The organism is Martinezella sp. CNPSo 3957, assembly GCF_057784395.1.
Genome location: NZ_JBXSOU010000013.1, coordinates 34281 through 49459, shown reverse-complemented (window position 1 = coordinate 49459; position 15179 = coordinate 34281). Strand labels below are relative to the sequence as shown.

General features: G+C 55.8%; 14 protein-coding genes and 2 pseudogenes. 7 read left to right on the top strand and 9 right to left on the bottom strand.

Translation table 11 applies throughout. From position 1 onward, the window contains the following. Nucleotides 1-309 precede the first annotated feature (309 nt). From AC13QE_RS24875 to AC13QE_RS24845, 7 genes are all read right to left on the bottom strand, one after another. Nucleotides 310-1356 carry an ABC transporter ATP-binding protein gene (locus AC13QE_RS24875; protein WP_488485678.1) on the bottom strand — a complete coding sequence of 349 codons (1047 nt, stop codon included), beginning with the start codon at nt 1354-1356 and terminating at the stop codon, nt 310-312. Nucleotides 1357-1412: 56 nt separating this feature from the next. After that, nucleotides 1413-2249 (bottom strand): sugar phosphate isomerase/epimerase family protein, encoded by an 837-nt coding sequence (locus tag AC13QE_RS24870; RefSeq protein ID WP_488485677.1) that lies wholly within the window; start codon nt 2247-2249, stop codon nt 1413-1415. A 2-nt stretch (nt 2250-2251) separates the two neighbouring features. Further along, a complete protein-coding gene (locus tag AC13QE_RS24865; protein WP_488485676.1) occupies nt 2252-3292 on the bottom strand; it encodes a Gfo/Idh/MocA family protein in 1041 nt (346 codons plus the stop codon). Nucleotides 3293-3363: 71 nt separating this feature from the next. Further along, nucleotides 3364-4665, bottom strand: coding sequence for an ABC transporter substrate-binding protein (locus AC13QE_RS24860; protein WP_488485675.1), 1302 nt, complete (start codon nt 4663-4665; stop codon nt 3364-3366). 51 nt (nt 4666-4716) lie between these two features. Then, a complete protein-coding gene (locus AC13QE_RS24855) occupies nt 4717-5547 on the bottom strand; it encodes a carbohydrate ABC transporter permease (protein ID WP_488485674.1) in 831 nt (276 codons plus the stop codon). A gap of 9 nt (nt 5548-5556) precedes the next feature. Then, nucleotides 5557-6492: a carbohydrate ABC transporter permease gene (locus tag AC13QE_RS24850; protein ID WP_488485673.1), complete on the bottom strand. Its 936-nt coding sequence runs from the start codon at nt 6490-6492 to the stop codon at nt 5557-5559. A 75-nt stretch (nt 6493-6567) separates the two neighbouring features. Then, a complete protein-coding gene (locus tag AC13QE_RS24845) occupies nt 6568-7413 on the bottom strand; it encodes a sugar phosphate isomerase/epimerase family protein (RefSeq protein WP_488485672.1) in 846 nt (281 codons plus the stop codon). A gap of 110 nt (nt 7414-7523) precedes the next feature. On the opposite strand from AC13QE_RS24845, the gene AC13QE_RS24840 reads away from it, so the two are divergent. Next, nucleotides 7524-8558, top strand: coding sequence for a helix-turn-helix transcriptional regulator (locus AC13QE_RS24840; RefSeq protein ID WP_488485671.1), 1035 nt, complete (start codon nt 7524-7526; stop codon nt 8556-8558). A 22-nt stretch (nt 8559-8580) separates the two neighbouring features. Here AC13QE_RS24840 and AC13QE_RS24835 read toward each other — a convergent pair whose 3' ends face one another. After that, a complete protein-coding gene (locus AC13QE_RS24835; protein WP_488485670.1) occupies nt 8581-8943 on the bottom strand; it encodes a hypothetical protein in 363 nt (120 codons plus the stop codon). 171 nt (nt 8944-9114) lie between these two features. Between AC13QE_RS24835 and AC13QE_RS24830 the strand changes: the two genes are divergently transcribed. After that, nucleotides 9115-9642, top strand: coding sequence for a GntR family transcriptional regulator (locus tag AC13QE_RS24830; protein WP_488485669.1), 528 nt, complete (start codon nt 9115-9117; stop codon nt 9640-9642). A gap of 209 nt (nt 9643-9851) precedes the next feature. Here AC13QE_RS24830 and AC13QE_RS24825 read toward each other — a convergent pair. Beyond that, nucleotides 9852-10049 (bottom strand): annotated as a pseudogene (locus tag AC13QE_RS24825) (MmgE/PrpD family protein); the annotation flags it as partial. Between AC13QE_RS24825 and AC13QE_RS24820 the strand changes: the two are divergent. From AC13QE_RS24820 to AC13QE_RS24800, 5 genes and pseudogenes are all read left to right on the top strand, one after another. Further along, a pseudogene (locus AC13QE_RS24820) lies at nt 9955-10603 on the top strand (LysR substrate-binding domain-containing protein); the annotation flags it as partial. The pseudogenes AC13QE_RS24825 and AC13QE_RS24820 overlap by 95 nt on opposite strands. 37 nt (nt 10604-10640) lie before the next feature. Continuing rightward, on the top strand, nt 10641-11546 hold the full coding sequence (locus tag AC13QE_RS24815; protein WP_488485668.1) for a LysR family transcriptional regulator: 906 nt from the start codon (nt 10641-10643) through the stop codon (nt 11544-11546). 169 nt (nt 11547-11715) lie between these two features. After that, nucleotides 11716-12660 carry an ABC transporter permease gene (locus AC13QE_RS24810; RefSeq protein ID WP_075854533.1) on the top strand — a complete coding sequence of 315 codons (945 nt, stop codon included), beginning with the start codon at nt 11716-11718 and terminating at the stop codon, nt 12658-12660. Beyond that, nucleotides 12657-13475 carry an ABC transporter permease gene (locus AC13QE_RS24805; protein WP_488485667.1) on the top strand — a complete coding sequence of 273 codons (819 nt, stop codon included), beginning with the start codon at nt 12657-12659 and terminating at the stop codon, nt 13473-13475. The genes AC13QE_RS24810 and AC13QE_RS24805 overlap by 4 nt, the downstream gene beginning before the upstream one ends. Continuing rightward, nucleotides 13472-15112 (top strand): dipeptide ABC transporter ATP-binding protein, encoded by a 1641-nt coding sequence (locus AC13QE_RS24800; protein WP_488485666.1) that lies wholly within the window; start codon nt 13472-13474, stop codon nt 15110-15112. Before AC13QE_RS24805 ends, AC13QE_RS24800 begins: the two co-directional genes overlap by 4 nt. Nucleotides 15113-15179: the final 67 nt, after the last annotated feature.

The window sequence follows — 15179 nt, the reverse complement described above, 5'->3', positions numbered from 1 at the left end:
TCTCAGAAGGGCGGGCCATCGCATAACCAACAATTCTGAAGTTCCGTTCGATATCAGCTCCGTCTTTTTTCTCCCGACTCCAATATCCGAACCGGTTTTACGTTCCATCAACGACCTGAACCTGCTGTTATCCAATATCTTTTCGATGTTCGCGCGCACCGACCCAAGCTTGGCAGCGATCTGCGGACCCGGCAATATGGTCTTTCAAGCGTGAGCAAAAGCTGGCTACATCTCATCTGAAGAGATAATTCGCACCGCTAGCGAAGCCACCACTGCGCGCGCCCGCGTGGACAAAACAAGCAATCTCGTCTAATTGCGCTCATAAAGCCTGACGCCATTGCTATCAAACAAGTGGACCTTGTTTGGCTCTGCTGCCAGCCGAACAGTTTGGTTTGGTTTTAAATCAACCCGTCCGCGGACAACCGCGCAAAACTCGCCGTCTCCGTTCTTGGCAAAGATGGTTGTATCGGACCCTGTCGGTTCTACAAGTCTCACAATTGCCTCGATCCCAGAAGCGTCGATCTGAAGATTTTCAGGTCGCACGCCGTAAAAAGCCGCCGTTGCGGTCGATGGACTTTTAAGGATTGCTCCAGACTTTGTAACGAAACCCTGTGCTGTATTCTCGCCCTTAATGAGGTTCATCGAAGGGCTGCCGATGAACTGAGCCACGAATACATTTGCAGGCCGATCAAAAAGTTCGAGGGGAGATCCCACTTGCTCGATACGTCCATCACGCATCACGACGATCTTATCCGCCATAGTCATGGCTTCTACTTGGTCGTGGGTCACGTATATTGTTGTTGTGCGAAATCGCTGATGCAAATCCTTGATGTCAGCGCGCATTTGTACTCGCAGCTTTGCATCAAGGTTCGACAACGGTTCATCGAACAAAAACACTTTAGGGCGACGGACGATAGCTCTGCCCATCGCCACGCGTTGGCGCTGGCCTCCTGACAACTGACCTGGGCGACGATCTAGGACGGCTGTCAGACCCAGCAGTTCGGCAGCATCATTTACTTTCTGATTTACCTCGTCGCGTGGGACACGGCGGAGGTTGAGCGAGAAGCCCATGTTGTTGCGGACCGTCATATGCGGGTAGAGCGCATAGTTCTGGAAAACCATCGCCATATCCCGGTCCTTCGGCTCCACGTCATTGATAACCCGACCGCCGAGGGCGATTTCACCAGAAGTGATTTCTTCCAGACCTGCTATCATCCTTAGAAGCGTCGACTTCCCACAACCTGATGGTCCAACCAGCGTGACAAATGCCCCATTTTCTATTTCGAGGGCAATGTCATGAATCGCCCGGTAGGCTCCATAGTCCTTACGGACCTGTCTCAGCGTTATCTCCGACAAAGTCTTTCTCCCCGAATAATGCAGGTCTGTGTCTTTAGCAGTATTGTTTCAGTGGTTCAGCCTTGGGTCGGCCGCCAGAAACGAATGCCAAGTTCCTCGGCAATGTCTTTGATATATTTTGCCGCAGCCTCGTATTCGGGCAGTTCCTTCAGGTGCTCAATGACCAGCGGCAGATCCGCCCGCATCTTGTTGGCTTCTGTCAACAACGTGCGATAGTCCAGTCGACCGGTGCCTACAGGCACTTCAGCCATGTGGTATGTGAATGTTTCGGCCAGCAGGCCCGTATCCTTCGCATGGATGACCTCTATCGCATCACCGAATGTGCCGAAGCATTGCTTGATAAATTCTCCGGTTCGAAAATGCCGGTCGAGATTCATCATGTTGACCGGGTCAAACAGAATGCCGAGATTTGGATGGTTTACCCTGTCGATCAAGCGCCTTGCCGCCTGCGGACTGTCCAACGGTGTCATCACCCAGGTTTCGACAACTAGCTTTGTGACTTTTGACGTAAAGCCGTCCAGCACTTCGATCACGCTTTCAGCCAGCACGTCGCGGGCAGCATCCGTCCAGTTGTCGGGGTGCGCCGAAAACACGTCTCTTGGCCGCGCAGGATCGCGATGGCCGCCGCCAACGACAACAGCGCCGCAACCTGCGAGGTCTGCCTTGCGAAGCGCTTCGCGAAGCGTTGTGATGTTCTCCTTTCGGATCGCATCGTCGGTGCTCGCCAGGTTGGTATAAGCTCCTGTCTGCACCGGGTTTACGCCATGAGATTCGAACTCTTGGCGAACAGTCGCCAGTTCTGCGTCAGATTTCTCCATGAGTCCGTAAATCGGCGCTGCGGTCAGACCGAGTTTTACAGCGTCGGCCAGCGGCCGTGTGATACCAAGCTGCATGTTTAATTCCTTGCAAATTCGGGACGGGTGGAAAGGGGGAAGTCGTCTTTTTCAAGCGGCAACGTGATGCGGGTCCGCGTGTTGGCTGATTCATACGCAGCCATGATCATCGCGGTGGCGTTGATAGCCAGGCGCGCGGACAATACCGGCTCGCGGTTCGTTTCGGTGCATTGCACGAGGTCGCGCATCGCGGCTTCAAAGCTATCGATGAAATCGTTCGGCTGGCGATCGACCGTGTGTCGTTTCAGGTCGCCGCCTTCGGCAAGCCATCCTGTCAACGTCTGAGCTATTGTAATGAACCCTGCATCGCCAACGATGCGAAGTTCCGGGGAAGCTAAGTCAGCTCCGCCTTCAAGCGAGCATGTGACGCCGTTTCCGAAATCCACCAGAACGATCGCCCTGTCCTCTACGAAATGTCCGTACCGCCGAAGCGCAGATGAGCAGTCGATCTGAGCCAGCACTGATTGAGCTGGAACATCGTCGAGAAAAAATCCGAACATATCGAACCAGTGCGTGCCCCAACTCAGAAGATCGGCGTCCGCACCGGAAATCCGTCCGCGAATGTCCCTGATCTTACCGATCCGCCCGTCCTTCACCCACTCTTTCGCACGGGTATACATAGACTCGAACCTGCGCTGGTGGCTGACAACGAGTTTAACGTTGTTGCGTTCACACGCCGCAATCATCCGTTTCGCCTCACCAAGGCTGGTGCACATCGGCTTTTCGCAATAAATGCCTTTCACGCCAGCCTCTGCCGCGGCGATCACCATATCGCTGTGCAGGATTGGCCATGTGCATATGCTGACGAAATCAATTGCTTCCCTGGCAAGCATGTCGCGAAAATCGGTGTATCGACCACTGATCGCAAAGTCCTCGCAAAACGCATTGAGATTGTCGTTATTGATGTCGCACGCCGCCGACAACGAAACAGACTCCAAGCGCGACCATGCTTCGGCATGAACCCTTCCGATGGCGAAGCCGCCACCGCGCTCGGTCGTTCGTGCCTTCGGACCTGTTCCGATAATTCCAACACAGTATGTCATGCTCTTCTTTCCTGATTTTATAGAAGGTCTCGATCGCAGCGCATTTCGCTGCGATCGATCAGCGCCAATCGTTACTTCGCCAGAGCCTTGTCAATGCAGCTGGACATATCAGCGAGGCTTTCATCAACCTTGGCTACGCCTTGCAGCATGGATTCCAGTTTTGGATCGATACAACGAGAACGTGTTTCCGCCCATTTTGCTGTGTAGGGGACAAATCGCACCGATTTCAGCTCTTCCGCATTGGGTTCGAGAGTGTTCACGAACTCGATTTTTTGCTTTGAGTACCAATCAAAAGAAGGCCGGTGAGCTGGTGGATAGATGGCTCCCAACTTCGCTTCCTTATAAGCGGACTGATACCCCGTTTCGCCGAGAAACTCCGTCATGAACGACCAGGCAAGTTCCTTGTTCTTGGAAGATTTCAAGATCGTATAGGCAGTGCCGCCAGTCGGATATGCGCGTTTCGCTGTATCAAGTACCGGGCCGATCGCGACCTTGACGCCCAGTTCCTTGAACTTTTGCGGATTTTCTACCGCCTTCCACATCCCGCCAATCATCATTGCGGACTTGGAGTTCAGGAAGAAAGACGGGCAGTTTTGCGATGCGCCACCCATTGCCGTCATCGATTTCACGGTAGGCACCGACTTGTCGACGTTCATCAGGTCGACATAGAACTGCGTCGCCTCAGCTGATGCGGGGGTCGCCAGATCCGACTTGGTCGGCGCCTTCGCATCATCAACGAAATTGCCGCCGCCACCGTAAAGGAAATAGCTCCAGTTGGTAAAATCATCGGAACTCAAACACAAACCGAATTGCTGCTTGCTGGCATCCGTTAGCTTTTTTGCAGCATCGCGCAAATCGTTCCACGTCCAGCTATCGGTGGGCTCGGCCACTCCGGCATCGGCGAACATCTTGGGGTTATAAAAAAGCAGCCCGCCTGGCTGGGCATCGTAAGGAATGCCGAATACTTTGCCATCGACGGTGTATCTATCGATAAGATGCGGGAAAAAGTCGGAAATGGCGAAACCCTTGGTCTGGGACAAAAACGGCGTCAGGTCCTCCAAAATCTTGCGACCGGCAAACTGCGGAAACGGTTTGTTTTCAACCGCTGCGATATCAGGGGCGTCGCCGCCAGCGATTTGGCTGAGCAATTTCGGCAGGTATTGATCCGACGGCGTTACCTGCACTTCAATATCGACGTCGCCGTGTTTGGCCTTGAATTCCTTTATAAGTCCATCCCATCCCGATACTTTGTCCACGGGATAAAACGACGCGATCACGAGCTTGTCCGCTGCGTTCGCCGTAACAGCGGATAGTCCGAGGATGCCGATTGAGCATGCCAAGACCGTCGCCGCGGTTTGTCTTGAGCGTTTCATTTTTATTCCTCCCAGGTTAGTCACAAATATGTGGTGATCTCACGCGCCGGGTCACTTCAGCCCGGTGATGGCTATGCCCTTGATGAAGTATTTCTGAGCGACGAGGAACACGACGATCAGCGGTAGAACGGTGAGTGTCGCACCGGCCATCAGGACACCCCAGTCCGTGCCATAGGCGCTCGCCGCCATGCCAGCGATGCCCACGGTCAGCACTTTCATGTTTTCGGAATTGATGACGACCAGTGGCCAGAGGAAGTCGTTCCAGAAGAAGACGAACGAAAACACACCGACAACGGCAAGAGCAGGACGGACGAGCGGTAAGATGATCTTGAAGAAGATGGTCGGATGACCGGCGCCATCCATCTTTGCTGCTTCTTCAAGCTCGACCGGAATCGTCAGCATGAATTGCCGTAAAAGGAAGGTGGCAATGGCACTGCCTAAGCAATGCGGCGCGATCAGGCCCATGTAACTGTTCACCCACCCAAGCTCGCGAACGATTACAAACATCGGAATGAGCGTCACCACATTCGGCACCATCATCGTACCCAGAAAAACGGCGAAGATCACATCCCTGCCGGGGAAACGGATTCGCGAGAAGGCATAGGCACCCATCGAACTGAACAACAGTTGCCCCGCCACAATCGTACTTGTCACGAACAGCGTGTTGAAAAACTGGCGTATAAAAGGGATAGACGTAAAAAGCCTGTCATAATTTTCGAGAGTGAATGGATCGGGGATCCATTGCGGTGGCATGGAAAAAATCGCCGATGGTATTTTAAACGAAGTTACGATCATCCATGCGAGCGGAAGGATAGCTGATGCGGCGCCGAGCAAAAGCAAAGCGTGAATGAAGATAGAGCTGAACTTGAAGTCCTTCGTCATGGTTTTCCCCTATCTCATCTCATTCGTATCACGCCCGAGGAACCGGTTTTGCATGAGCATGACCAGAACCAGGAGGAAGCAAAGCACGTAGGAAATCGCCGATGCGTAGCCCATCTTGAAAAAGGAAAAGGCGTTTTCCCAAATGTAGAACATGATGACTTTCGTGGAATTGTCGGGCCCGCCGCCAGTCAAGACGTAGATGATGTTGAACGACTGTAGAAACGAGTTGATCAAAGACGTCACGACGACGAAGAAAATTGTCGGCTTCAGCAGCGGCAGAGTGATCTTCCAGAACCGTTGCCACGCATTTGCGCCATCCATCTGGGCCGCTTCGTAGTAATGTCCGGGGATCGATTTTAATCCAGCCAGCAAAAGTATTGCGTTGTATCCCGCCGTTTGCCAGATCGTGACGATCGCCACCGAAACAATTGCGATTGATGGATTCGTCAGCCAGTCGGGCCCAGAGAGACCAACCGCTCGCAGCAATGAATTCAGCATCCCGTAATCCGGATTGAAGAGCCATTTCCACACAAGCGCGACTGCGACTGTTGACGACACATAAGGCAGAAAGAACACCGCTTGATAAAAACGGATGGCCCGTATCCTCGTGTTCAGTGAGAGAGCGATCGCCATAGAGATCGCAAGCCCGCCAGGTATCACTATGATTGAATACAAGAACGTGACCCATATGCTTTGCCACAAGACTGGATCATCGGCCATCTCATGGTAATTCTGAAGGCCGATCCATTCTGCATCGCTGAGCAGATCCCAGTTGGTCAAGCTGATCAGAAGCCCGGCGATCAACGGAAGGACTGTGAAAACACCGACCGCAATCAGATTTGGTGTCAAGAATAGATACCCGGCGATCCAATCCCGGTGCCTGCGCTTCAAAAATGTCGGCGCGTTGTTCTTTTCTACCTGCTCTGCCGGATAGCTTAGGGTCATATCGTTCCCAAACACCTTTGTTTCAGCTGTATCGAGCGAAGAGGGCGACAACCGCCCTCACACCAAAACGCCCAATTACTGCACAAGACGGTTACCGATTACTTCTCGAAGGAATGGTAGGCTCCGTCTGGCTTCATCGACGGTTCCGCACTCCACCGAAAGCGTAATTTCTCTGTCCAGCGGATCAAGGATTTTCAAGACGCGTTCCCAGTCGACAACACCGTCGCCGCAAGCGCAGCCCACGGGGGTTCCCGTAACGGTTCCGCGTTCTCGCTCGGCGTGCTCAAAACTTATGTCCTTGGCGTGAACGTGATGAACCTTGTCGCGAACACGTTCAAGGCCCTCATAAGGGTCTTCAATACCCGCAAGATAGGAGTTGCCGGTGTCCCAGTTGACGCCGATCCAGGGCGATTCAACCAAGTTTACTATCCGCAGAAGCCCTTCGCTCGTCTTGGTGTAGATACCATGGGGTTCAATGCAAATATGGACCTTGTGACGCGCAGCAACGTGGCTTACCCGCTTGAGGGTGTAGTGCATCGCTTCATGGGCCTCGTCATCGGACATCCAATCCGGCTTCAGCATTTCATCGGTGTTTACGAACCGCGCATCCAGTGCATCGGCAAGCACGATTGCACGCGTCAGCCGGCTGACCGCTGCTTCCGGCTTCATTAGCGGGCTATGACCGCTCAGGCTCGAAACCTTGATACCATTACGATCGCAAATTTCCTTCATGAGAAGCGGGTCTTCTTCCATAGAGAACGAGTGGAAGTAACCAACTTCGCTGAGCAGTTCCCAGCCGGTATGAACCATCGGTTCAACGTATTGGTAACCGAGCTTTGCCGCTTCGGCGACGCCCGCCTTGAACGACATGTCGGCGCTGCGGACGAATTCCATGTTCGCTGCGATTTTGTACTTGGCCATTTCTGATCTCATCCCGTTGTCTACATCTGTGGTGACTTTAGGGGCTGGACTTCTGACCGTCTTGCACATTATCGTGCCGGTAAATTTTACACAGGGAGGATGTGTAAACTATGGCTTTGACCTATGTCGAACAGGGAAATCTGTACGTCGCGGACGATTGCGAACCGCTGAGATCGTCGGCCCAAAAAGGTGAATTGACCTTCAAGGCCTTGGCAAGGGATCATTATCCTGGAGATGCCTTGCCGACCGCTAGTCTTCCCGGGCTATGTACGATCGGGTTCTGGGATGCTCCCAGAAAGCTTGATTGGGGTTTGGTCTGGCATCGGAACGAAGGGATTGAAATCACCTGTCTTGCCAGAGGCACCACCGGTTTTGCCGTCCGGGGCGACAAAGAGTACGATCTTAGACAAGGTGCAATAACCGTCACCCGTCCCTGGCAGGAACACCGCGTAGGACTACCTGAAATCGGCGCGTGTCGCCTGCTATGGATCATTCTGGATGTCTCAGTGCGCCGCCCTGACCAGAAATGGCAGTGGCCAGACTGGATACTGCTGTCCAAGGAAGAACTCGGTCGGCTGACCAAGCTGCTGCAATACAACGAGCACCCAGTCTGGAATGGTGACGAAAGGATACTGCAAACATTCGAAAATATTGCAGACGTTCTGGAGGATACAGGTGTTCGGAACAAGCTGTCGAGAATAGCTGTTCTCGTCAACCAGCTCCTGCTCAATCTACTCGACATATTGGATAACAACTGGGTGCCGCTCGATCAGCATCTCACGTCGACCAGACGCAGCGTATCGCTATTTCTGGACCAGCTACGTGAACGGGTGGATGAACCATGGACATTGGGAAAGATGGCTGATGCTTGCGGAATGGGGCGAACGCAATTCGCTCGATACTGCAAGGACATCAGCAATATGTCCCCGATCGAATATCTGAATGCGTGCAGGATTGAAGCGGCAAAAAATTTGCTACGATCAAACAATCGCGGAACCATCACCGAAGTTGCTGGCGCCTGCGGTTTTGACTCCAGTCAGTATTTCTCAAATATATTTCGTCGCGCCACCGGAATGACGCCGGCATCTTTTTCCCGTTTATCGACTGCAAGTCCGTCAGAAACGATCTTGCATCATCACCGTTGAACCCGAAGTCTGACAGTGGCCGTCATTGGATGCTCCCAGCGGCCTCTGAATAAACGCCGCTCGTCAACCGCTTCATGCCCTCGTTAGCCAGTATCAGACTGCAGGCGTGGAGTTGGATGTTGGTGCGGTTGTTGATGATTGCCGCACTGACAGCGATACCAACGGCGCCGTCGAGTTTGCAAATCATGTTGGACCGGTCGCTCCCAGATTTCAGCCGATCCGGTGGCAGGCTGCCTAGGCCGAGCCTCACGTTCGGCGCAACGGCGAAGACTTGCGGAAAGCCGCGGAATACTTGCGGCCAAAACCGCTCGTCGCCGCCCCGGTCATGGGTGATGTAGCTGAAGCCCCACATGGAAATGCCGAAGGAGCCTAGGGCGAACGTCATCAGCCGTCGGTTGTCCTGGCACTTGGGAAGCATGCACCCCGAAAATCGACGTTGTACCCGTGGAGGATACGCCAAGTTTCGTTTCCCACGCAGTCAAGTCATGCAAAAACCTCCATCCCTCGGGCGAAGCGCCCACTTGACAGAAACGCAATTTCGTAATTGGACACAATCATGACTTCGGATACAGAGAAAACTCAGTCGGAAACGGTGACCGACAAGATCAGGACGCTTATCTTGAATGGCACTTACCGACCGGGTCAGCCTTTGCGGCAAGACGCCTTGTCAGCTCACCTAAGAGTCAGCCGCACGCCCCTTCGGCACGCCCTTCAATCCCTTGCAGAGGAAGGCTTGGTAGAGGCTGTTGGTTTTAAGGGAGCACGTGTCGCGGAGCCTGATCCGGGAATTGTGCGCGATTTGTTCGAAATGCGGCTTCTGCTGGAACCACTCGCCCTGAAATCGGCACTCTCACACCCGACAAAGCTTGATTTCGCCAAGGCGGAGATCGCGCTCGATGTAGCTGTCTCAGAAACCGACCCGTCCAAGCTTTCCGAGTTGAATTGGGACTTTCATCAAGCGCTCTATTACCCATCAGGCCGGCAAACGCTCATGCAGACTGTCGAGCAGCTCAACAGAGCGTCTGCTTTCGCGGAGACCATTGCGAGGTCCATCGTTGTGCGGTCGGATAAATCGGCTGCCTAACATTGTGAACTACTGCAGGCCTGCCGCAACGCAGATCACGATGGCGCGATAGCTTGTCTGACGAGGCATCTCCAGCTGGCTTATCATATTCAGAACAAGGAGCACTGACTGTGCCGGTCATAAGCAGGATCGCTGACTTCCACGACGAAATGAGTGTGTGGCGGCGTCATCCTTCACGCCAATCCAGAACTTTCCTACCAAGAGCATCAAACATGCATTTCTCCGAATGTGAGGCCCTCCCAGCCATTGGCCTCGTCTCCCCCGAAAAGATCGCGAAAGCCTTGCCGACGCTCGAGGATATCAAGCCGCCCACTCATGCTGGCAAGCGCCATACGCGCTGCATCCACCGCGTTGCGCGCGGTGAGGCTAGCGTGCAGCGGCTTGGCGGTCGTGCCGAATTGTCCTTTTCCGAAGTTGGTGAAGAATTTTCTCGAAGAGAATGGACCAATGCGTGGTCGCTTCCGGCAGCTATCTGGCGATAGAGCGCATGGTCGCCGACGGCGAAGCCGATCTCGGTTTCTCGCGCTTGCCGCTATCGAGCCCAGGGTTGAGGCAGGAGAAGGTCTTGCCGTCGAGGATCGTCTGTGCCCTGCATCGCGATCATCCCAAGGCTCAGAGCGTCCTTTTGTCGGTTGGCGATTTGAAGGGGCAGGATCTGATCATGCTGAACAGGGAGCGGCCGGTACGGCATGAATTGGAGGCTCTGTTCTACAAGGCCGGCATCCGGCAGCGACCCTTGCTGGAGGCGCATTCGGTAGCGAGCGCCTGTGCGCTTGCGGCCGAGGGTCTGGGGATTGCCCTGGTCGGAGAGATCATCGCCCGGGAATATGCGACCTTGCCATTGCGCTTCATCCCGTTCGAACCGGAACTGCCCGTTGTCTATACAGTAATCAGCGGGGAAAAGTCCCCCTTGTCCAAGGTCGCCAGTCTTTTTCTTCAAAGCATTTCGCGCTGGTCATGATGCCGCAGCTTGGATCGTTCGGGGAGATCGCAAACATATGAACATCAGGCAACTGGAAGTCCTGCGCACGCTTCTGGCGACAGGTTCGACAATCGCGGCGGCAAAGACGATGGGTCTAAGCCAATCAGGCGTCAGCCGCCTCCTTCAACAACTCGAGGAGGACCTTTCGATGTCGCTTTTCGTGCGTGACAGGGGTCGCCTCCTTCCCACTCCGGAAGCTCAGATTCTTGCCCTCGACGCGGAAAACATACTATTGGCGGTCGATCGCATGTCGAGCCGCGCGGAGGATCTGAGAAGCGGCGCGGCCGGACCGGAGATCGTTCGTATCGGCCTGCCGAGCAGCATGTGGGAACATTTCGCGCCGGCAATGCTTGCCGATTACATTCGTGATTTTCCGGGCGTGCGCATCGAAACCTTCTTCGAGACGACGACGTCGATCAACAAGCTCGTCGAGCAACGGGTAATCGATTTCGGCTTCCTGCGCATGGAGGGCGAAAGCGGGCCTGGCGTCGAGATCGAGCGCGTCGCGACGGGGGAAAGCGTGTGTGTCGTGCCGAAAGATCACCCTCTTGCGGAGCTGGAGGAGATCACGGTCAAGAATCTGCGCGATGTCCCTCTCATTCTGATCGGGCGGCAAAGGCCGAACCGCATCGCGCTCGACCAGAGCTTCCGACGCGCCGGCGTCAAACAACTCGTGAAGATAGAAACGCATACCAACAGTTCGGCTTGCTCTTATGTCGCCCACGGTCTCGGCGTGACGATCATCAGCAGCTTCTATGCCAATCTCTATCGTCACCTGCCGGTGGTCTATCGTCCCTTCGCGCCACGCACGACCCAGGAGTTCGGGTTGGCAAGGGCAGTCGGCATGCCGCTTTCGATCGCTGCCCATGCTTTGAGCGACGCCTTCAAGCGGCAGGTGGAGATCTCTCAGAAAGATCAATGAGATCATTATGTTAGCATAGCTTTCCTCTGGAAAGCAGACGTGCCGGCTGCCCCATGGTTCTGCATAGCGTTATGACGAAATCGCATAATATTGCGGATTTTTTCTCAATCAATCATAGTCTGCGCAACGAAACCGATGGCGGCCATTCGTCGCCAATCGCGGGGAACATATGCTTAAATTCATTCTGAACCGCCTGCTCATGGCATTGCCGACGATTGTCCTTGTCGCGGTGACGGTTTTTATCTTGATCCGTTTCATTCCGGGTGATCCCGCCGCGCTGATGCTCGGCGATATGGCGCAACCCGATCAGATCGCAGCGATGCGCACCGAGCTCGGGCTCGACAAGTCGATGCCGCAGCAATTCATAATCTGGGCCGGCAATGTGCTGCAGGGTGATTTCGGCAGATCGATTGTCAACGGCGAGGCCGTGCTGCCGCTTGTCGCATCGCGTTTTCTTGTCAGCGCCGAGATCGTGGTCGTTGCCGTTTTCCTGGCGAGCCTGATCGCCGTGCCGGCAGGCCTTATCGCGGCATGGCGTCAGAACAGCCTGACCGATCTGGCTTTGGTGGGTACGGCCACCATCCTGCTATCGGTTCCGACATTCTGGCTCGGGCTGCTTTTGTTGCTTTTCTTCGGCCTCAAGCTCGGCTGGCTCCCGGTCCTTGGCTATGTCTCGATCGGTAGCAACATCATCGCTGGCTTGCTCTATCTCGTATTGCCGATCATGACGTTGGTCATTCACGAGATGGGCGTTTTGATCCGCATGGCGCGCGCTTCGACGCTGGAAGTGCTGCGTCTCGACTATATAACACACGCTCGCGCCAAGGGTCTGTCTGAAGGCGCTGTCCTTTGGCGGCACGCTTTCAAGAATGCCTTTGGCCCGACCTGGACGATGATCGGTCTCATCCTGGGCAATCTGCTGGGAGGGATCGCCGTCATCGAGACGGTCTTTACCATCCCCGGCCTGGGGCGGTTGATGGTCGATAGCATTTTCGCACGTGACTATCCCGTCATTCAGGGTTGCCTGCTGTTCGTGTCGCTCTCCTACGTCCTGGTCAACCTCGTCGTCGACCTTCTCTATCCTCTCTTTGATCCGCGTGTGGTTGCCGAATGAAGAAGCTTTCTCTCAACGGGCTGGTCGGCGGCCTTCTCGTCGCCATCCTGCTTACCGCCGCCGCCGTCGGACTGTTCTGGACGCCATTCGATCCGACAAAGCTCTCATTTACCGCGCGGCTTGTCGCACCAAACGCTGTCCATCCGCTCGGAACAGACGAGTTCGGCCGCGATGTGCTCAGCCGCCTGATGGTCGGCGCACGCGCAAGCGTCTGGATCGGTGCGCTGACCGTCGTCCTGGCAACGGTCTTTGGTACCCTGATCGGGCTTGTCAGTGGCTACGCCCGCGGCTGGGCGGATGGCGCGATCATGGCGGTCAACAACGCGCTGCTCGCCTTCCCAGGCATTCTGCTGGCACTCGGCCTGCTCGCGGTCTTCGGTGCCAACCAATATGGCATCATCTTTGCGCTCGGCATCGCCTATACGCCGTCCATGGCGCGTGTCGTCCGCGGTGCTGTTCTTTCGCTGCGTGAGCGCGAATTCATCGAAGCATCCCGAGTGATGGGCAATGGTGAGCTTTATACGATGTTTCGCCACGTTCTGCCCAACTGCCTCGCGCCGATAACCGTGCTGGCGACCTCGATGTTCGGTTGGGCCATTCTGTCTGAAAGTGCGCTGTCCTTCCTTGGTCTCGGCGTGCCGCCGCCGGCTCCGACCTGGGGCAACATGCTGGCCGCCGGCCGGCCGCTCATCCAGCAGGCCGTATGGCTTGGCCTTTTCCCCGGCCTCTGCATCGCATTGACGCTGCTCGGCATCAATCTTCTGGGCGATGCCCTTCGTGACAGGCTCGATCCGCGCATGAGAGGTCTGAAATGACATCCGAAACAGCAGGGAACATTCTTCTCAGCGTCCGCGATCTTGCGCTTGAGGTCGCAAGATCCGGCCATAGGGTGGTCAAGGACGTCAGTTTCGATATCGCGGCCGGCGAGATCTTCGGCATCGTCGGCGAGAGCGGCTCCGGCAAGACGCTGGCGACCCGTGCACTGATATCGCTGTTGCCGCAGGCGATCGGCGTTGTCGGCGGAGCCGTCACTTACAAGGGACGCGACGTCCTGGCGATGAAGGGTCGGGAGCTTCGCGAGTTGCGGGGTGGCGAGATCGGCGTCGTCTTCCAGGAACCGATGACCTCGCTCAATCCGTCGATGACAATCGGCCGGCAGCTGGAGGAGGGGCTTGTTCTCCACACCAGGCTCTCGCCCGATGAGCGCCGCCTGCGCATTCTCGACATGTTGAAGCGTGTCGGGATTCGCGAACCGGAAGGGGCGCTCATCTCGTACCCGCACGAGTTTTCGGGCGGCATGCGCCAGCGCATCATGCTTGCCTCCGTCATGCTCTTGAAGCCGGCGCTCCTCATCGCCGACGAGCCGACCACCGCACTGGATGCCGTCATCCAGCGCGATGTGATGGAGCTTATGGTCGACCTCACGCGGGCGGAGGGAACGGCCGTTCTCCTCATCAGTCACGATTTGCCGATGGTGGCGCGATATACGAACCATATCGTTGTCATGGAAAAGGGCGCAGTCGTCGAGCAGGGGCGTACCGAGGATCTGCTTGAGGCACCGAAGCACCCATATACGAAGAAGCTCCTGTCTTCTTTGCCGTTCCGCAGCGAAACCCACCGCGTCGATACCTCGCGGGCGCCGATGGTTTCTGCCCGTAACATCGTGGTCGATTATGCCGGTCGCAAGTCACTGCTCAAAAGGGGGAACCCCAAGCGTGCGTTGCACGGTGTCAGCGTCGATATCCATGAAGGCGAAGTTGTCGCCCTGGTCGGTGGATCGGGTTCAGGAAAGACGACGCTCGGCCGGACCATTGCCGGTCTTGTCAAGCAGAGCGGAGGCGACATTCGCTTTCAGGGCCGGTCACGCGATGAAGACTGGCGCGACTACCGCCTGAACTGCCAGATGGTCTTCCAGGACCCCTATTCTTCGCTCGATCCGCGCATGACGATCCAGGCGCTGGTCGAAGAGGCGCTCAGGCTTGTGCCGGATCTCGAAGGCGACGCCAAGCGCAAGCGGGCCTTGGAAACGCTTGAGGAGGTTGGTCTTAGCAGTGACTACGCCAACCGCTACCCACATGAACTGTCGGGCGGTCAGCGGCAGCGCGTGGCGATCGCCCGGGCCATCGCGCGACGCCCTCGCTTTCTCATTGCCGACGAGCCGGTTTCAGCGCTCGACGTCACGGTCAGAGCCCAGGTGCTGGAGCTCTTCTCCAATCTGCAGAAGCGCTACGGCTTCTCCTGCCTCTTCATCAGCCACGATCTCGGTGTCGTCGAACAGGTCGCCGACCGCGTCGTCGTCATGCAGGACGGGCGCATCATCGAGGAAGGCGACCGCGACATGATTTTCGATCACCCGAAGGAGGCCTATACGCGCCGGCTCCTCTCGGCCATTCCCGCCCTCGACCAGAATGAAAAGGGTGGTGTGATACTCAAATGGCGCCTGGAGAATTGATGTGGTCAGTCTTTCCAATTCCGCTTCGGTTGCCGAGCGGCTCGCAGAGATCTGCGACGCGCAACCC

Bases quoted from the DNA above. Each gene is read 5' to 3' on its own strand.
- AC13QE_RS24870 (WP_488485677.1), bottom strand. From the start codon at position 2,249: ATGCAGCTTGGTATCACACGGCCGCTGGCCGACGCTGTAAAACTCGGT.
- AC13QE_RS24865 (WP_488485676.1), bottom strand. From the start codon at position 3,292: ATGACATACTGTGTTGGAATTATCGGAACAGGTCCGAAGGCACGAACG.
- AC13QE_RS24860 (WP_488485675.1), bottom strand. From the start codon at position 4,665: ATGAAACGCTCAAGACAAACCGCGGCGACGGTCTTGGCATGCTCAATC.
- AC13QE_RS24855 (WP_488485674.1), bottom strand. From the start codon at position 5,547: ATGACGAAGGACTTCAAGTTCAGCTCTATCTTCATTCACGCTTTGCTT.
- AC13QE_RS24850 (WP_488485673.1), bottom strand. From the start codon at position 6,492: ATGACCCTAAGCTATCCGGCAGAGCAGGTAGAAAAGAACAACGCGCCG.
- AC13QE_RS24845 (WP_488485672.1), bottom strand. From the start codon at position 7,413: ATGGCCAAGTACAAAATCGCAGCGAACATGGAATTCGTCCGCAGCGCC.
- AC13QE_RS24840 (WP_488485671.1), top strand. From the start codon at position 7,524: ATGGCTTTGACCTATGTCGAACAGGGAAATCTGTACGTCGCGGACGAT.
- AC13QE_RS24835 (WP_488485670.1), bottom strand. From the start codon at position 8,943: ATGACGTTCGCCCTAGGCTCCTTCGGCATTTCCATGTGGGGCTTCAGC.
- AC13QE_RS24830 (WP_488485669.1), top strand. From the start codon at position 9,115: ATGACTTCGGATACAGAGAAAACTCAGTCGGAAACGGTGACCGACAAG.
- AC13QE_RS24815 (WP_488485668.1), top strand. From the start codon at position 10,641: ATGAACATCAGGCAACTGGAAGTCCTGCGCACGCTTCTGGCGACAGGT.
- AC13QE_RS24810 (WP_075854533.1), top strand. From the start codon at position 11,716: ATGCTTAAATTCATTCTGAACCGCCTGCTCATGGCATTGCCGACGATT.
- AC13QE_RS24805 (WP_488485667.1), top strand. From the start codon at position 12,657: ATGAAGAAGCTTTCTCTCAACGGGCTGGTCGGCGGCCTTCTCGTCGCC.
- AC13QE_RS24800 (WP_488485666.1), top strand. From the start codon at position 13,472: ATGACATCCGAAACAGCAGGGAACATTCTTCTCAGCGTCCGCGATCTT.